Raw genomic sequence first — 16,583 nt, forward strand, 5'->3', positions numbered from 1 at the left:
TTCGGAAAAACCACACAATGAAAGATCCGGATTTTCAGCAGCTGCGGCTTTTTATGCAGGTGGCCCACGCTAAAAGCTTCACCAACGCCGCCGATGCCACCGGGTTGTCGGTGTCCACGGTCAGCCATGCCGTGCGCGAACTGGAGAAACAGCTGGGGCTGCGCTTGCTGAACCGGACCACCCGTAGCGTGAACATCACGGAAGCAGGCGAACAGTTGATCAGCAAGATCGCGCCGTTGATGGAGGACTTGGGGCTGGCGTTGCGCAGCGCATCGGCAGCAGGTGATGAGGTGGCGGGGACGCTGCGTTTGAGCGTGCCCACCAGTGCCAGTCGGCTGATCCTGCAACCGCTGTTACAGCGCTTTCTGTTGGCGCATCCGGGGATCAATCTGGAAGTCGCAGTGGACAACAGCCTGATCGACATCGTCACCAAGGGCTACGACGCCGGCATTCGTTATGACGACGTGTTGGAAGAAGACATGGTGGTGGTGCCGATTCTGACGGACATGCGCTTCGTGGTGGTGGCCTCGCCCGAGTACCTGGCAGGTCGGACGATTCCACAGCAGCCGCAGGATTTGTTGCAGCACGAATGCGTGAATTATCGCAGCGCCACGACAGGCTCCCTGCCCCGCTGGGATTTCGAGAAGAACGGCAAGCACACCCGGATTGCGGTCAAGGGACGCCTGGCGACCAACGACAGTGAGTTGTTGCTACGGGCGGCTCTGGACGGGTTTGGTTTTGCGTACTTGTTCCATGCACCGATTGTGATGGACTACTTGGCCAGCGGGGAGTTGGTATCTGTGCTGGACGACTGGATACCGGCCGGCACGCTTTACCTGTATTACTTTGAGCGCAATAACACGCCAAAGAAGCTGCGGGCGTTTATTGATTTTTTGAAGGGTGATGCTGCGAACAATTAACCACCGACAACCACAAATCCCCCTGTGGGAGCGGGCTTGCTCGCGAAGAGGCCGTGTCAGTCAACATCGATGCTGAATGACACACCGCTTTCGCGAGCAAGCCCGCTCCCACAGAGGGAAATGGGGTTAGAGCCGATGACGGGGAATGCCGCTGCGGATTCGCAGGATATCGGCCAGGACGGCCAACGCGATTTCCGCTGGTGTCTTGCTGCCCAGGTTCAGGCCAATCGGCGCATGAATCCGCGCCAGTTCCGAATCCCCCAACCCACCAATCCTACGCAACCGCTCAAAGCGCTTCTGCGACGTCTGCATCGAGCCCATTACACCGATATAAAACGCATCGGTGCGCACCGCTTCCATCATCGCCAAATCATCTATCCGCGGGTCGTGAGTCAATGCCACCACCGCCGTGTCGCTATGACAGCCACCATCAGCGATAAACACCGATGGCAACTGACGCCGAATCTCGACGCCGTGCAGCACCACGCCTTCCAGCACTTCATCACGAGGATCACAAAGGATCACCTCGAAACCCAGACCCACGGCAAATTCCGCACACGCCTGGGCCACGCTGGAATACCCCGCCAGCAATAAGCGTTGAGCCGCGCCGATCCGCACGCGCACCCGGTCGATCTCGCGTTCGATGCGCACACCCTGCTCGCTGTCCGCGAACACACTGCGCGCACCGCTGGCCAGATCGACCTCGCGGATCAACCGACGCTGCCCGAGCAACGCCGATTCCAGTTCCCGCAAATGCGCCTGAACCTCGCAATCCGAATCAAGCTTCTCCACCAGCACATCGAGTACGCCGCCACAGGGCAGGCTCACCCGCGAACGCGGGTCATCGCCTTCGCCGTAACGCACGACGCTGACGGCTTGCTCGAACAAACCTTCGGCGACGCGCTCAAGGAAATCCTCCTCAACGCAGCCACCGGACAGCGAACCAATCCAATGCCCTTGCGCGTTCACCGCCAGCAGCGAGCCCGGCGCGCGGGGCGCCGAGCCGTAGGTGGCGAGCACCGTGCACAACCACACACGCTGCCCGGCCACCGACCATTCCAGCGCCCGGCGCACCACTTGCAGATCGAGATGCTGCATGTCAGTGCGCCTTGTGCTCGGCCGGTGGTGCGTCCGCTTGCAGCTTCTGCACATCGCTGACCGCCAGCTCACTCGACTGGCCGCCCCAACCCTGACGCAGGTAATTCAGCAGATCGGTCAGTTGCTCATGATTGAGTTTTTCGGCGAAGCCCGGCATCGGTTGCATGCGTTCGAACCCGGCGAATTTCTGTTCGCCGATGCCGTCCTCGATCACTCGCAGCAGGTTGCGCGGATCTTCCAGGCGCAACGTGGTGTTCCCGCGCATGGCCACCGCGATGTGCGGCTTGCCTTCGCCGTTCGGCGCGTGGCAACCGGCGCACACGTTCAGGTAATCCTGACGACCGCGCTGGGCGCTTGGGCTCATCTTGTCCAGCGGCACTTCGGTCACCACTTTGGCCGCAGGCGCTGGATCGCCCAGCAGGTAAGTCGCCATCGCCGCCAGGTCCGGGTCGCTGAGGCCTTGGGTGCTGTTGTGGAACACCGGGAACATCTCGTTGAACATCGTGCCCTGGGCGCTCATGCCGTGCTTGAGGAACGTGCTCAAGTCCTGATGATTCCAGCCGCGAGCGGCCAGATCAGTGGCCAACAGGCTTGGCGCCAGGTAGCCGTTGAGCAAACCGCCAGTCAGGCGTTTGTCCATCTGCATCGCACCGGGCAAACCGCGCGGGGTGTGGCATTCACCGCAGTGACCGAGCACTTCGACCATGTATTCGCCGCGCTTGAAGGCTTCACTTTTGCCTTCGGTGGGCGCGAGTTTCACGTCCTTGCCGTAGAGCATGTTCCAGCCCATCAAACCCAGGCGCACGTTGAACGGAAAGCTCAGGCTGGTGACCGGTGCTGCGCGCTCGATCGGCTCGACGGTTTTCAGGTAGGCGTGAATCGCGTCCGAATCTTCGCGCGGCATCAGGTGATACGAGGTGTAGGGCATCGCCGGGTACAGGTTCGCGCCATCCCGGCGCTTGCCTTCGGTGAGCGCGGCGAAGAATTCGTCATCGGTATATCGACCGATGCCGTGCTCTTTGCTCGGGGTGATATTGGTGCCGTAGATCGTACCGAACGGCGAGACGATCGGCAGACCCCCCGCATACGGCGCGCCGCCCGGTGCGGTGTGGCACGCCATGCAGTCAGCTGCGCGAGCGAGGTATTCGCCGCGTTTCACCTGATCATCCGCGTGGGCCAATAACACCGGCGCAGCCAGGCCGACCGCCAACGCGAGGCGGGAAAGTAGTTGCTTCATGCTTAACCCTCCTTGACCAGGCCGAGATCGGTCAGCACATTGCGCGTCGCGCTGTAGTAGCGCACATAGCCGGTGCAGCGGCAGATGTGATGGCCGAGGCTGTCTTCAATGACTTTTTCCAACTGGCTTTTCATGATCGGCTGACGCTGGAGTTTTTCCACCAGCACCGTCGCGGCATTGACGAAACCCGGCGCGCAGTAGCTGCACTGGAAGGCGAATTCATCGACAAAGCGCTGCTGAATCGGGTTCAGTTCGGTGACCTTGCCCTGCTCATCGCGGGTCGCGTGGCCTTCGATGGTCCGCACTTTCTTGCCTTCGAAGTAGTGCGCGCCAGTAATGCAGGTGCGCACTTCCTCGCTGGTGCCGTCGGGGTTATCGACGATCACCACGCAGGCGTGGCAGATGCCCTGGCCGCAGCCCAGGCGCGAGCCGGTGAGGTTTTTGTATTCGTGCAGGTAGTCGATCATCGGCAGGTCATCAGGGATGTCCACCGGGCCGACGGATTGACCGTTGAGGGTCAGTTGAAGCGGACGGTTAGCCATTGAGGGCCTCCTTGATGCGTGCGGAAGTGATAGGCAGGTCGCGGACCCGTTTGCCGATGGCGTGGGCCACGGCGTTGCCGATGGCGCCGACCACCGGGATCATCACCACTTCGGCAATGCCCTTGGACGGATCGCTCGGCGACAGTGGCGGCAGGATCTCGGCGGTCTGGTTCCAGACGGCAACGTGCCGAGCCATCGGCAAGCGGTAACGGTTGAAGTTCCAGTCACCCTCCCCCGGCCCGCCTTCGTACAGCGGCATCTCTTCGAGCAGCGCATGGCCGATGCCCATGGCGATCCCGCCTTCGAGCTGGCCCTTGACCAGTTCTTCCACCAGCACCCGACCGCACTCGACCCACGAGTGATGGTTGAGCACTTGCACTTCGGCGGAGCCCTTGTTCACTTTCAATTCCACCAGCGTCGCGACCGGGCTGTAGTAAGTCACCGCCGCGTTGTTCAACTGAGTGTCCGGGTAGTGCACGTTCTGGCGGTCCAGCAAGTGGAAACCCGCGCTGGTCATCTGCGCTTTCTTCGCGTTCGGGGCACCGTCGCCGTACTTCACCGCCAAGCCATCCAACGGCAGACGCTCACGTACACCGTCGATGCTGAACTCGGCCTCGGCCCAGCTCCAGCGGTTGAAACCGTGCACGGTCGCGCCGGTCACCAGGCCTTTTTCGTGGGCGTGTTTCGCCAGTTGTTCAAAGCTCAGCGGCTGCATGCCGTTGGCGGTGAGTTTGCCGTCGACCCAATGCGCATCTTCGCGACGCACCACATACGGGTTGGCCTGACCGCCGTAAGGGCCCTGGCCCCAGATCTGCAACGCCGCCGGCCACAAGCCGTGGTTGAACAGCACGCGGGACGCTTCGCGGGTGGCGTGGCTGAAGTAATACGCAGAGTTGGTCGCTGACGAAGCCGAGGCGATTTTACCGACCCAGCGCGGGTTGCGCAGGAAACCGTCCTGTTCGGCCTGGCTCATGATGTACGGGTTGCCGCCGGTGATCAGCTGCAACTCTTTCCATTCGGTTTCGCCGGTCTTCACTTCGGTGGCCGGGATGCCGATGAAATCCGCCACCACCAGGGCTTGGGAGGTGGACATGCCGGTGCCGATTTCGATGCCGATATGGCGCAGGGTCACGTGGCCTTCGGCGGTGAATTCGATGCTGGCCATCGGCGCTTCGGAACCGGTGCCAAAGTCTTTCTGGCAGATGGCAAAACCGACGCCGTACCAGTGATCCGGGTCAGCGGCTTCGCGTTGCAACTTGATCAGGTCGCGGCTTTTCCAGACTTCGTGGGCAGAGGCCTTGTCGAGAATTTCGTGCAGACGCAAGGCACCGGCCGGGACCGCGCCCTGGGTGTTTTTCATGCCCGAGAGCATGGCGTTTTTCTTGCGCAAATCGATGGCATCGATGCCGAGGCGACCGGCGATTTCATCGACCATCATCTCGGTGGACGCCATGCTTTGCAGGGTGCCGTAACCGCGCATAGAGCCGGCTTCAACAGCGCGGGAATGGTAAGCCGTGACCTGCAAATCGTTCTGCGGCATGTAGTAGATCGACTGCGCCGCCGTGGCGCCAACCGCCGCTACTGAAGGGCTGTAGTTGATCCGTCCGCCACCGTCGACGCTCATTTCGGCGCGGAAAATCTTGAAGCTGTGATCGTTTTTGTCCACGGCCAATTGGTAGCGGATGTCGAACGGGTGACGCTTGATGCCGCTCTGGAATTGCTCGTAACGGTCGTTGGCCAGACGCACCGGCACACCGGCGCCGTACAACGCAGCGAGGGCAGCGTAGTAGACGAAGATGTTGTGGTCTTTCGAGCCGTAACCGACGGTGTAACCGGGGTGCATATTAAGATTGGCCAGGCCGAAACGCGACGGCGCGATCATCTTCGCGGTCTCGGTGGCGGCTTCCAGCGGGCACTGGGTAGCGACGACAAAGTGTAGGGTTTTGGTCGCCGGGTCGTACCAGCCGTTGCCGTTGTCCGGCTCCATCGCGGCGGGTTCGATCGACGGGGTTTTGTAGCGCTCGTCGAACACCAGCCAGTTGTCTGGAGGGCTGTCGATTTGCTGCTTCATGCGGTCGGCGTAGAACAAGCCGCGCTCGGTCAGGTTGCCGTGCAAGTCTGGTTGGGAATTCCACACCGGGCGACGGTTTTTCAGCATCGGGAACAGGATCGAATCCTTGAGGCTGGCGAATTCATCTTCGTCCGCCGAGGTCGCACCGCCGACCCGCACGTAGCGGAAGCTGCCATACGGATCGCCTTCGTAGAACGGCACCTGAGCACCGTAACGAATCGCTTTGTCATTGAATTTGAGTTTGGCCTTGGCCTGACGGAAGCGCTCGAAGTCGTTCCAGATCAGGATCGCCACCGGATGACCGATAAACATCGGCACCTTGCCTTCGGGCAGCAGCGGATCGGGCGCGTGCTCTTCCGGGAAGACAATGCCGTCCTTGTCGAGGTCAGCGGCGGTGACGATGCGGTCGGGCTGCAAGTCAGCGCCGAGCCACGCCAGGTCTACACCTGCGTAAATGCGGTCGGCCTTGGTGGTTTTCAGCAACATGGCGTGGCCCTGCTGCTGCGGCCAGCCCGGCATGTCCTTGGCGCGGATGTCGCGGGCAAAGACTTTGCTGCCACACACCTTGGACAAGGCATCGTTACGCGAGCGTGCCTTGCCGTTGTTGCCGAGCCATTGCTCGGACGGCACGGTCACGCTGTTTTCCATCAAGGCAGCCAGCGCCTGGGAGCTGAGCGGCGTGAGCGTCACGCTCACACCCGCCACCAGCCCGCCCTGAAGGAACGAGCGCCGGGAGATATCACGGTTGGACATGGATCATCCTCTGGACGGTTATGGGTCCGCCCTTCTGGTTATGTTCTGGGGATCTCGAGTCTTGCAGAAGCGCTTTTGGACGAAGCAAAAGGCTGTATTTGACAGTGCAAAGCTGACCGAAAGGTTAACTTTATAGGTTTCTGCGCTTGCGGCAAACAACCGGTTACAAAAAAACTGACCAACGAATCAAAATATTGCTGCGTTGCGCTGCAATACATCGCTGGAATGCGGGTCCTGTGGGAGCGAGGCTTGCCCGCGAAGGCTTCCTTGAGATCGCTATCGCGGGCAAGCCTTGCTCCTACAGGTGGTGCCCTCGAAGACGCCTTCGCGGGCAAGCCTCGCTCCTACAGGTTTTACGTGAGCCGGGCAGCTCTAGCTTCGTCGGGCTTCGAGTTTCTGGAGGAATTCCGCGCGGCGGCGTTGGTCGGTTTCTTCTTTAGCCAACAGGTCGGGCAGCAGCTCGGCAGCTCGCCCGGCATCGAGGATGTAAACACCGTCATCGTCACCAATGACCAGATCCCCCGGATGCACTGTCACCTCGCCAATCCGGATCGGCTGATTGACCTCACCCTGGGCGCCAATGCCACGCGTGGTGTACGCGCTGACGTTGCGACAAAACACCGGCAAGCCATGTTGGCGTAGCGCACTGACATCGGTGACCGCGCCCGACACCACCACCCCAGCCAACCCTTTGATCAGTCCGGCCAAGGTCCGCAACTCACCCCAACAGCCGCATTCATCATCACCCACGCATTCGATCACCAGCACATCCCCCGGTTGACTCAGCAACAGCGCCTCACGCAAAACACTGCCATCCGGCGGGAAGACTTTGACCGTGACCACGTTGCCGACCATGCGAATGTCGTTGAACAGCGGCTTGATCCCGCGCAGGAAGCCGTGGTCGGAGAAATGGCCGATGGTGGACGACGGGATCGTCCGGTACTGGGCGATCAACTCCGGGCTGAGGTTTTGCTGGCGGGGATTGATCAGGTAACTCATCGGCATTTTTTCCCCGGACGCAGCAATGGGCAAGTCGAGCAATATTCAGCAGGCTCGGTGGCCAGGTAGTAGAAGCAACAGGTGCGGCGAAAACGAATGCTCCGCTGCCCGTCGTCCACCAGCGTCGGCGGTCGGCGGAAATGGCTCAGCGGGTTGTAATCGAGTCCGAACAGCGCGGGTTCGGCTTGGGTCATCAGCCAGGTGAAATCCACTTCACAGCGCTCGCGCACCGAAGGATCTTCGATTTTCGCCATGCGTTTTTCATACAGCGAGTACACGCGCACCGCAGTGTTTTCCCAAAGGATGCGCCGGGAAACGCCGGTGATGCTATTGAAGGTTTGCCACAGTGGTTTCAGCACCTCAGCGAACAATGCCTGCACGATGGCTTCGCGCCAGGCCTCGCGTTCGCCCGCTTCATACGTCAGCGGAACGGAATGGCTAATCGGCATCGACGACGTCCACAACCCGTCATCGTGGCCATACTCGACTACCGTGTTGTCCAGCGACATCAGCAAGCCTTTGTCGTACACCGACATCGCATACAAACACGCGCCGGTCGCCAGAAACGATAAACGCTTGCCGAGCAAGGAGGCGGTAATCGCCCGGGTTGGCGAGCCGATCACCGGGCCCAAAGCGTCCAGCAGTTGCACGCACACGTCCTCTTGCAACAAGTCGCGAGCCATCAACGAACGCAGCGAATCACGTTCAGCGCTGTCCTTGAGCCGCAACCCGCCGGACAACACCGCCCACTCCGACTCAGTGAAATGGCCAGCCAGATTCATTGCGGCAATTCCCGGCCAAACGGAATGCACAGCGGCGTGCCGAAGAACGGATCGGGAATGATCCGGCAGTTGAGGTCGAACACGGTTTTGACCAGCGCCTCGGTCAGCACTTCATCGGGCCGGCCCTGGGCGAACGCGGTCTGGTTGTGCACCGCGACCATGTGGTCGGCGTAGCGGCAAGCGAGGTTGAGGTCGTGCAGGACCATGATGATGGTTTTGTTTTCGAGCCGATTAAGATCGCGCAGCAGGTCCAGCACTTCGATCTGGTGCGCCAGGTCGAGAAACGTGGTCGGTTCGTCGAGCAGCACGATGCCGGTGTCCTGGGCCAGGGTCATGGCGATCCATGCGCGCTGGCGCTGCCCGCCGGACAACGCGTCCACCGGCCGATCCGCCAGGGCCAGCAGGCTGGTTTGCGCCAGCGCGCGGTTGACCATGGCTTCGTCTTCCGCCGACCACTGTTGCATCCAGCTCTGATACGGATAGCGCCCCAGCGCCACCAATTGCCGCACGGTGATGCCCTCCGGCGCGCTCGGGGTTTGCGGCAATATCGCCAACTCCCGAGCCACGGCGGCGGTGGATTTTTGCTGGATGTCCACGCCGTTAAGTATCACCGAGCCCTGCTGCGGTTTCAGCAGGCGCGCGAAGGATTTGAGCAAGGTGCTTTTGCCGCAGCCGTTGCTGCCGATCAATACCGAAATCTTGCCTTGGGGCAGTTGCATGTCCAGCGCGTCAATAATCACCTGGCGCTGATAACTCAGGGTCAGGCCGCGACTTGCAATCGACGTCATACGTTGAATTCCTTAATGACGTTGTTTAATCAACAGATAGAGAAAAAAGGGTGTGCCGAGCACGGCGACAAAAATCCCGGCGGGCAGGTCCAGCGGCAAAAACAGCGTGCGCCCGGCCAGATCAGCCAGCACCACCAGGTTCGCGCCGACCAGCGCCGCCATCACCGCCTGACCGCCAAACCCCGGCGCTACCAGACGCTTGGCAATGTGCGGTGCGATCAACCCAACAAACGCAATCGCCCCGCCCCAGGCAATCGCCGCACCGGCCAAGGCCACGCTGACCAGCAACAGACCGGCACGCAACCACTGCACGCGCACGCCGATGCCCATGGCGAGGCTGTCATCCAGTTGTTGCACCATCACCTGCCGCGCCAGAAACACCAGCAGCGGACAAATGCCCAGCAACCACGAGCCCAGCGCCAGCGGTTCCGGCCAACTGGCACCGTACACGCTGCCGGTCAGCCAGACGTAGGCCGACAGGGTCGTGGTCAACGGACTGAACACCAGAATGAACGTGGTGGCGGCGGTCAACATTGCGGAGATGCCGACGCCGATCAACACCAGCCGCAGCGGTGAAGTCCCCTGTTTCCAGGCCAGCAAATAAATCGCCAGCGCCGCCAATCCCGCGCCGAGCATCGCCGCCAGCGGCAGATACTGTTGGCCCAGCGCCACCGAGAAAAACGACAAGTACAACACCGCCGCCGCACTCGCGCCGCTGGTGATGCCGAGCAAGTCTGGCGAGGCCAGCGGATTGCGGATGATGCTTTGCAGGATCAGCCCGGACACCGACAACGCCGCGCCCACCAGCGCCGCCAGCAACAGGCGCGGAAAGCGCAGTTGCTCGACGATAAACGTCAGGCTGGCGTCCTGGTTCGAGAACACTATTCGCAGTACCTCCAGCGGCGAGAGCATGACTTTGCCCAGGGACAGCGAGCCGAGCATGATCAATGCCGTGACAACCACGGCCGCCAACAAGCGCCATAACGTCGCGACATTGATCCGCCGGGAAAACCCGCTGCGACGCCAGGTCAGGACCTTATCCATAACGACCTCCACGGCGCGCCAACAGAATAAAAAATGGCGCACCGAACAATGCGGTCATCACGCCCACCGGCACTTCTTGCGGCAGGATCAACACCCGCGACAAGGTATCCGCCAGCAGCAACACAATCGCACCGAGCAGCGCACTCCCCGGCAGCAACCAGCGATGGTCAATCGACAACCCCTTGCGCACCATGTGCGGCACCAGCAACCCGATAAACCCGATGCTGCCGGCCAACGCCACCGCGCTTCCCGCCAGGCACACCACCAACACGGCCATCAACAAGCGGATCAAACCCGTGCGCTGTCCGAGGCCGGTAGCAATTTCTTCGCCGGCGTTCAGCACATTGACCTGCCCCGCCAGCAACATCGAGCCAAACAAGCCAAGCACGCCGCACAGCAACAACGGCGCGGCGACCGACAGGCTGCGTTCGGTCAACGAACCCGCGAGCCAGAACAGCACCGTGTCCAGCCCATCCTGATTCACAACGAGCAACGCCTGGCTGAACGCGGAGAACAACGCCGCCATCGCCGCACCCGCCAGCACGATGCGCAACGGGCTGAGGCTGCCCTGCCCCATGTTGCCGATCAGCCACACCAGACTGCCCGCCACCGCCGCGCCGATAAACGCGCACCACAGCCAGGCGTCCGGGGATGCCAGGGAAAACAACGAGGAACCGAGGATGATAAAAAACGTCGCGCCGGCATTGATCCCGAACAGACCGGGGGATGCCAGCGGATTGCGGGTCAGCGCTTGCATCAGTGCACCGGCCACCGCGAGGCTCGCGCCGACGGCCATGGCCATCAAGGTGCGCGACAGGCGCGTAGTGGTGACCAGCACATGACTGACGCTCAACGGATCGGGATGCACGAATGCCGCTGCAATTTCTGAAAGCGGAATCCAGGTTGCGCCGACCGCCAGGCTCAACACGCAGCTCAGCAACAACACAACGCCCGCACTCCACATCTTCAACGCATTGCTCATGAAGCTTTGACCAGACGGGCGACATCGTCGAGCATCAGATTTGCGCCAAGCATGCCACCCGACAGGCTCCATGCCACACCATCAACCCGCCACACCTGGCCCTGTTGCGGCGCGCGCATTTGCTGCCACAGCGGATGCTGCACCAGGCTTTCATAATTTCGCTGCACTGCCGCTTTCTCCGCGCGCAAGAAGATGAAGAAAATATCGGCATTCACCACGGCGAGGCTTTCCTTGCTGGTGAGTTTGATCGACACCCCGCTCGCCGCCCGACTGGCTTCGCTCCAGTCGAAGCCCAATTCGGTGATCACGGAGCCTGGAAAACTCGCCGGCAAATAGCTGCGGATGTGGTCTTCACGCACATCCAGAATCGACACCGTCGGCGGCCAGCGTCCGGCAAACTTCTGCTGCAATTGCAGGCGCAGTTGCGCCACCCGCTGTTGCCAGTGGGCCAAGACCTCGTCCGCCTGTTGCTGGCGGTACAACGCCAGGCCCATCAGCGCCAGAGTCTTTTTGAACTCGAACACTTCCTCCAGCATCACCACCGGAGCGATCTGCTTGAGCAAAGGGGCGATGCGTTCATGGCGAAAGCGCGAGGCGATGATCACGTCCGGTTTCAACAGCGCGATGTCCTCAAGACTGGGCTGGGTCTCCAGACCGACGTGGGGCACATCCTCCAGCGCCCAGCGCAGATAGTGATAGGTGGGTTTCTCGCTCCAGGAATCCACGATGCCGCACGGCGTAACGCCCAACGCCACGGCGCTGTCGGAGGCACCCTGAAACAAGGTGATCACCCGCAGCGGCGCGGCGTCGGTCTGCGCCCATGCAGGCATGGAAAACTTGACCGCAAGCACGCCCAACGACAGACGCAACAGCGTGCGCCTGGTGGGATGAGGTTGAAGGTCAGTCTTCACGATGCAACCGGTGGAACGGGTTCACCACCTGGCCTTTGCCGAACGGCATGCTGCCGGGGCCGCCCGCTCGCTCGATCATCGGCGTGAGCAGCAACTTCTGTGGCCAGTGCGGTGCTTCGAACAGTTGCTGTTTAATCATCGCCCGAGCTTCGGTGTCGAAGTCGATGGTGTCAACCAACTCGTTCAACACTTCGCCCATCGCCTTCCACAAATCGCGCTCCGGCAACGCGTAAACCAGCGCGAGAGTTTCGATGATCGAACGGAAGTTGACCTGAATGCCTAGGGTCTGCAGCCAGAACAGCAGGTCTTCAGGACGCTCGTGATACAGCGTGTTGGCGTGGCCCTTCTTCAACCGGTACGCCGGATCGGCGAGGCCGTTGCGTTCCAGCCATGGCACGAAGATGCGCAGCGAATCGTGGTCACGCAGCAGCAAGCCCTGGGCCTGACCGGCCTTCCACACCAGTACCGCGTTTTGCCCGTGGATTTCCCCGAGCATGCCGATGCGGAACATCCGCAGGTTGATGTCGAAGAAGCTGTGGCTCAATTCGCGGAACAACGTCATCACCGACGCGGCGTTGGCGGGCAATTGACGGTAGGCCATCCAGTCATCGAAGAAGTGCTGATTGCTGCCGGGCAGCGGCGTGCCGAGGGCGGCCATCGGCACCAGTCGGGTGTCCCGATCTTCCAGCAGCGCCGGTGGATAACCACGGACCATGGCGGCCAAGTGACGCGGCGCTTCATCGAACAATGTCGCGTCCGGCGGCATAAATGCCCACCACTTGGTTTCATCGCACAGGTGCAGTTTCTCTTGCAGGGTTTCGTCCTTGCCCAATGCCTGACGCAGCAGCTTTTCACTCAAGCCGCCGTTGATCATTTTCACTGCTGGCAGGTAACGCGAGGCGCCGAGGGAATAGATCGCCATCGGCAACTTGAGATAGTCGGCGCTGTTGAAACACGGGGTCATCGAGCGCAATGACGAAGTGGCGTAGAAATCACCGTCGTTGAAGTCCAGGCGCTGGCAGTCACCCTTGGCGAAGGCATCGCCGAGTTGCGCTTCCAACACATGATCGAACTGCCAAGGATGCACCGGCAGCGCGATATGGCTCTCGTAAATGCCCCGTTGCTGCATCTCGTGTTGCAGGCCGGCGTGCAGCGCGAATGGCAGCAAGTGCTCGGCGGGGTTGTCCAGCGCCAGGTCCGTCACACCGTCGCCGCATTGCAGCAAGGTGCGGTCGATCGCGACCCAGTTCAGCGCCACCGGGCGGGCGAATTCTGCTTGATAGTGCTGATATTCCGCGTCGTTCAAACCCTGCTTGGCTTTGGCCAACGGGTGATAAGGACGATCACGCAACGAAGCCCACTGCTCCATGGTCAGGAAAAAGTCGGCGTTGCTCTTTTCCAGCAAGCGCTCGCTGTTGACCCGATGGGCCAGGGACAGCTCGGTCTGGCGCACGCTGGTGCGCAGCACGTCGAGGAACAGCGCGAAGCCCTTTTCATTGTCCTGATAGCGGTCGGTCATCCCGGCCAGTATCTGCGTCATGAAGACCTCGGGGGACAGCTCGGTCAGTTGGCCATTTTCGCGACCCAATACCGGCGTGCCCGGCACTTTCTCCCATTGCTGGGTGATGCCGGGGCGCAGGGCGACGAAGATTGAACCCTTCCATTCCCAGATGCGCTGCTCGGCGCTCAACCCGCTGAACGGCTGGTCGGCTGCGGGCGCCACCAGGTTCAGCGGCTCTGTGCCGAAAAAATGTTCGGCCAGCAAACAATCGACCAGATCCTGCATCACCCTGTCGGCGGCCATTGTGGTGAAGTTCATCGGATTATTTTCCTTCTGCTGAAGTGGCGGCCAATTTGGCCTGGAGGGCACGAAAAGCGATGCCACGCTCGTCGCCCAAAACAAAACTTTTAACGCCCCGGCCCAACCACCGTTCGTGGTCGCCCGGCTGACGTGGAATCGCGCAATACGGCACACCAGCAGCATTGGCGGCTTGCCAACTGCTGAGCAACGCCTGCTGTACGTCGGGGCGGTCGATCTGCCACGGTGCCCCCATCGATTGCGATAAATCCGCCGCGCCTTCGAGGATCATGTCCAGGCCCGGCACCGCGGCAATCTCAGCCGCGCGCCGCACGCCTTCGGCGCTTTCGATCATCGCCACGATCATGATTTGCTCGTTGGCCAGACCGATGTATTCCGCCAGGCTGTGTTTGCCAAACGCACCGGGGCGCCCGGCATTCAGGCTACGAGTGCCCTGCGGATGGTATTTGCAGGCTCGGATGCTTTCGGCCAACGACTCGGGGCTTTCGATCATCGGCAACACGATGCCCTGGGCGCCGCCATCGAGCAGGCGCAACATGGTTTTCGGATTAAGGTCCGCCACCCGTACCAGCGGCGTGAGCGCGTAGCTCTCGGCGGTGCGGATCATGTTCTCCACGGTTTCCGGGTTGATCAGCACGTGTTCCATATCGATGATTACGAAATCGAAACCGGCTTCGGCAATCAACTCGATGGCCGCTGGCGCCGGGATCGAGCTGATCAGACCGTAGGCCGACTCCCCGTTAAGGAGCTTCTGCTTGAGCAGATTGGTCCTCAGCATGATTGCGGCCGGAACGCGTGCAGCGGATTCGGTACCTTTTTGAAGCGACGTTCGCCATCACCCAACAGGCGGCGCTTGGTCAGTTCCTCGACTTCATAGAACGGCGCGAACACATCAAATGCGTCATAGCGCACACGGTGTTGCGGGTGATCAGCCTGGTAACCGGTGATGACCTCGGCGGTCATCTGCCAGAACTCGGTTTCGGCCAGTTGATAGTGCTGATGCAGGAAGATCGCCATCTCGGCCAGGGCGATGAAAAAGAACGAGTCACAGGAGAAATCGCGCACCGCATCCACATCATCAGTGAGGATGAACGAGTTGCGGTTGAGCTTGGCGTGGCTGGCCGGCAGCGGCACCAGGGTTGGGCTCAGTTCGGGGCGGCCGAGGTGTTGCGGCGAATAGCGCACGCCGTCGTGGAAGTCTTTCAGGGCAATCCGTTGCGGCCAGCCTTGCTTGACGATCAGGACGATGTTCTGCCCGTGGGATTCCATGCCGATGCCTTCGGCGTAGAGCATGTGAATGATCGGCGACACCGCGACTTGCAGCAGTTGGCGAGTCCAGGCGTGCAGGCCGTGTTGCTTGATCCAGGCGTCGATAAACGGGGTTTGTTCACCGTCACCGTAGCGGTTGTCCACCGAGCTCAGGCCATTGAATGGCACCGCTTGCTCATCGTCTTCCAGGTACTGGTGAATGCTTTCGCGCCACAGCGTGCCCATGGTGCCGTAGGCCTGGGACATGCGCGTGGCGGGCAGGTGATCGTAGTCAAAACTGACGCCGAGCACTTCGCCGAGAATCACAAACCCGAGGTCGCGAGCGGTGCTGTCGCTGCGGATCAACTGGTGCAGCCAGTCGGTGATGATCGGGCCGTTCATCACGGTGTGACGGGCCAGGATGCGCGTGCTGGAGGTGTTGGTCATGCTCAGCGCGAGCTTGACGTAAGGCCGCTGCTTGTCCGTGACGTTGGCCAGGGTGCGGATCGATTGCTGCGCTTTATAACGATCATCCGTGGTGCCGAGATGGATCAGCTCACCGCTGACCAACTCCGGGTAGAACACCGGGACAACAACGTTTTCCCACTGCCACGGGTGCACCGGCATCAGCCAGTAATCGCCCATCGACTTGCCTTGATCGGTGAGGCTTTCTGCGAGTTCCTGCCAGCGCTGAGGGCCGAATTCCTGCTGGATGAAATCGTCGTAGTTCAGGTGTCGGGAGATGTTCATCGCCCCGCAGGTTTTCGCCACGGCCAGCCAGACAATGGCGACCGGCGTGGCGAACTCTGGCCCGTAATTGGCGTTGTCTTTCAGCGAAAAACCGATGCGCGATTTGTAGCAAGGGTGATAGCTGTGGGCGTCCATGAAGTGCTGTTCCAGCGCATCGACGTCCAGTTGATACGGTGGCTTTGCAGCCTGATAACCCTGGCTGCGCGATTGCAGGTCCTTGAGCAGGGTTTGCTCCAGTTCATGGGTGAAGCGTGGCAGGTGCGGGCTGTCCTGAAGCTCGCTCAGCAGTTCGGCCAGTGCCTGATGCAGGCGCGGCTGGCTGTGCTTGCCCTGGGCATCGACGCGCTCAAGGCTGGAGTAGTCGAGGCGGATCAGTTCGAAACTGGCGCTGAGCAAACCGGTGCAGTGGTATTCCACCGGTTGTTGCAGGGCATCAACGCCGCTGACGACAAACCGGTATTGGCTGCCAGCCAGAGTTGAATGTTGATACGGCAGCACGTTTTCATACAGCAGGGTTTGCAGCAGTTGGCCGACCACCCGCTGTTCCACTTGTTGATAGCGCTGAGTGTCAGCGGTCGCCAGCCAGACGCCTGGAACCTGAGGTGTTGCCTGAGATGAGGTCGCCATTGTCATACCTTG

At 61.0% G+C, this 16,583-nt stretch carries 14 protein-coding genes; 1 reads left to right on the forward strand and 13 read right to left on the reverse strand.

The window, feature by feature from the left end; genetic code table 11:
- Nucleotides 1–17: 17 nt before the first annotated feature.
- Nucleotides 18–920: a LysR family transcriptional regulator gene (locus NK667_RS16585; protein ID WP_054615488.1), complete on the forward strand. Its 903-nt coding sequence runs from the start codon at nt 18–20 to the stop codon at nt 918–920.
- Nucleotides 921–1,046: 126 nt separating this feature from the next.
- Here the strand turns inward: NK667_RS16585 and NK667_RS16590 are convergent, their stop codons facing one another.
- The 13 genes from NK667_RS16590 to NK667_RS16650 form a co-directional block, all read right to left on the reverse strand.
- Nucleotides 1,047–2,018, reverse strand: a complete 972-nt coding sequence (locus NK667_RS16590; protein WP_054615489.1) for an XdhC family protein — start codon at nt 2,016–2,018, stop codon at nt 1,047–1,049.
- Between the two features lies 1 nt (nt 2,019).
- The gene (locus tag NK667_RS16595; protein ID WP_054615490.1) at nt 2,020–3,255 is read right to left on the reverse strand and encodes a c-type cytochrome; all 1,236 of its coding nucleotides are present in this window, start codon (nt 3,253–3,255) and stop codon (nt 2,020–2,022) included.
- Between the two features lie 2 nt (nt 3,256–3,257).
- Nucleotides 3,258–3,797 carry a (2Fe-2S)-binding protein gene (locus NK667_RS16600; protein ID WP_054052983.1) on the reverse strand — a complete coding sequence of 180 codons (540 nt, stop codon included), beginning with the start codon at nt 3,795–3,797 and terminating at the stop codon, nt 3,258–3,260.
- Nucleotides 3,790–6,621, reverse strand: coding sequence for a xanthine dehydrogenase family protein molybdopterin-binding subunit (locus NK667_RS16605; RefSeq protein WP_054615491.1), 2,832 nt, complete (start codon nt 6,619–6,621; stop codon nt 3,790–3,792). Before NK667_RS16605 ends, NK667_RS16600 begins: the two co-directional genes overlap by 8 nt.
- Before the next feature lie 372 nt (nt 6,622–6,993).
- Nucleotides 6,994–7,626 (reverse strand): RraA family protein, encoded by a 633-nt coding sequence (locus NK667_RS16610; protein ID WP_054615492.1) that lies wholly within the window; start codon nt 7,624–7,626, stop codon nt 6,994–6,996.
- Nucleotides 7,617–8,402 carry an IucA/IucC family C-terminal-domain containing protein gene (locus tag NK667_RS16615; RefSeq protein WP_054615493.1) on the reverse strand — a complete coding sequence of 262 codons (786 nt, stop codon included), beginning with the start codon at nt 8,400–8,402 and terminating at the stop codon, nt 7,617–7,619. Before NK667_RS16615 ends, NK667_RS16610 begins: the two co-directional genes overlap by 10 nt.
- Complete coding sequence (locus NK667_RS16620; protein WP_054615494.1) at nt 8,399–9,190, reverse strand: ABC transporter ATP-binding protein; 792 nt, start codon at nt 9,188–9,190, stop codon at nt 8,399–8,401. The genes NK667_RS16615 and NK667_RS16620 overlap by 4 nt, the downstream gene beginning before the upstream one ends.
- Nucleotides 9,191–9,202: 12 nt before the next feature.
- A complete protein-coding gene (locus NK667_RS16625) occupies nt 9,203–10,234 on the reverse strand; it encodes a FecCD family ABC transporter permease (protein WP_054615495.1) in 1,032 nt (343 codons plus the stop codon).
- Nucleotides 10,227–11,216: a FecCD family ABC transporter permease gene (locus tag NK667_RS16630; protein ID WP_054615496.1), complete on the reverse strand. Its 990-nt coding sequence runs from the start codon at nt 11,214–11,216 to the stop codon at nt 10,227–10,229. The genes NK667_RS16625 and NK667_RS16630 overlap by 8 nt, the downstream gene beginning before the upstream one ends.
- The gene (locus NK667_RS16635) at nt 11,213–12,127 is read right to left on the reverse strand and encodes an ABC transporter substrate-binding protein (protein ID WP_054615497.1); all 915 of its coding nucleotides are present in this window, start codon (nt 12,125–12,127) and stop codon (nt 11,213–11,215) included. The genes NK667_RS16630 and NK667_RS16635 overlap by 4 nt, the downstream gene beginning before the upstream one ends.
- The gene (locus NK667_RS16640; protein WP_054615498.1) at nt 12,117–13,946 is read right to left on the reverse strand and encodes an IucA/IucC family protein; all 1,830 of its coding nucleotides are present in this window, start codon (nt 13,944–13,946) and stop codon (nt 12,117–12,119) included. The genes NK667_RS16635 and NK667_RS16640 overlap by 11 nt, the downstream gene beginning before the upstream one ends.
- Nucleotides 13,947–13,950: 4 nt before the next feature.
- A complete protein-coding gene (locus NK667_RS16645; RefSeq protein ID WP_054615499.1) occupies nt 13,951–14,724 on the reverse strand; it encodes an HpcH/HpaI aldolase family protein in 774 nt (257 codons plus the stop codon).
- Entirely contained in the window at nt 14,718–16,577 is a 1,860-nt protein-coding gene (locus tag NK667_RS16650) for an IucA/IucC family protein (protein ID WP_413786145.1), read from the reverse strand. Before NK667_RS16650 ends, NK667_RS16645 begins: the two co-directional genes overlap by 7 nt.
- Between the last annotated feature and the right edge of the window lie 6 nt (nt 16,578–16,583).

The organism is Pseudomonas nunensis (genome assembly GCF_024296925.1).
GTDB lineage: Bacteria > Pseudomonadota > Gammaproteobacteria > Pseudomonadales > Pseudomonadaceae > Aquipseudomonas > Aquipseudomonas nunensis.

Excerpts from the sequence above, each read along its gene's own strand:
- NK667_RS16585 (WP_054615488.1), top strand. The coding sequence starts at position 18 with ATGAAAGATCCGGATTTTCAGCAGCTGCGGCTTTTTATGCAGGTGGCC.
- NK667_RS16590 (WP_054615489.1), bottom strand. The coding sequence starts at position 2,018 with ATGCAGCATCTCGATCTGCAAGTGGTGCGCCGGGCGCTGGAATGGTCG.
- NK667_RS16595 (WP_054615490.1), bottom strand. The coding sequence starts at position 3,255 with ATGAAGCAACTACTTTCCCGCCTCGCGTTGGCGGTCGGCCTGGCTGCG.
- NK667_RS16600 (WP_054052983.1), bottom strand. The coding sequence starts at position 3,797 with ATGGCTAACCGTCCGCTTCAACTGACCCTCAACGGTCAATCCGTCGGC.
- NK667_RS16605 (WP_054615491.1), bottom strand. The coding sequence starts at position 6,621 with ATGTCCAACCGTGATATCTCCCGGCGCTCGTTCCTTCAGGGCGGGCTG.
- NK667_RS16610 (WP_054615492.1), bottom strand. The coding sequence starts at position 7,626 with ATGCCGATGAGTTACCTGATCAATCCCCGCCAGCAAAACCTCAGCCCG.
- NK667_RS16615 (WP_054615493.1), bottom strand. The coding sequence starts at position 8,402 with ATGAATCTGGCTGGCCATTTCACTGAGTCGGAGTGGGCGGTGTTGTCC.
- NK667_RS16620 (WP_054615494.1), bottom strand. The coding sequence starts at position 9,190 with ATGACGTCGATTGCAAGTCGCGGCCTGACCCTGAGTTATCAGCGCCAG.
- NK667_RS16625 (WP_054615495.1), bottom strand. The coding sequence starts at position 10,234 with ATGGATAAGGTCCTGACCTGGCGTCGCAGCGGGTTTTCCCGGCGGATC.
- NK667_RS16630 (WP_054615496.1), bottom strand. The coding sequence starts at position 11,216 with ATGAGCAATGCGTTGAAGATGTGGAGTGCGGGCGTTGTGTTGTTGCTG.
- NK667_RS16640 (WP_054615498.1), bottom strand. The coding sequence starts at position 13,946 with ATGAACTTCACCACAATGGCCGCCGACAGGGTGATGCAGGATCTGGTC.
- NK667_RS16645 (WP_054615499.1), bottom strand. The coding sequence starts at position 14,724 with ATGCTGAGGACCAATCTGCTCAAGCAGAAGCTCCTTAACGGGGAGTCG.
- NK667_RS16650 (WP_413786145.1), bottom strand. The coding sequence starts at position 16,577 with ATGACAATGGCGACCTCATCTCAGGCAACACCTCAGGTTCCAGGCGTC.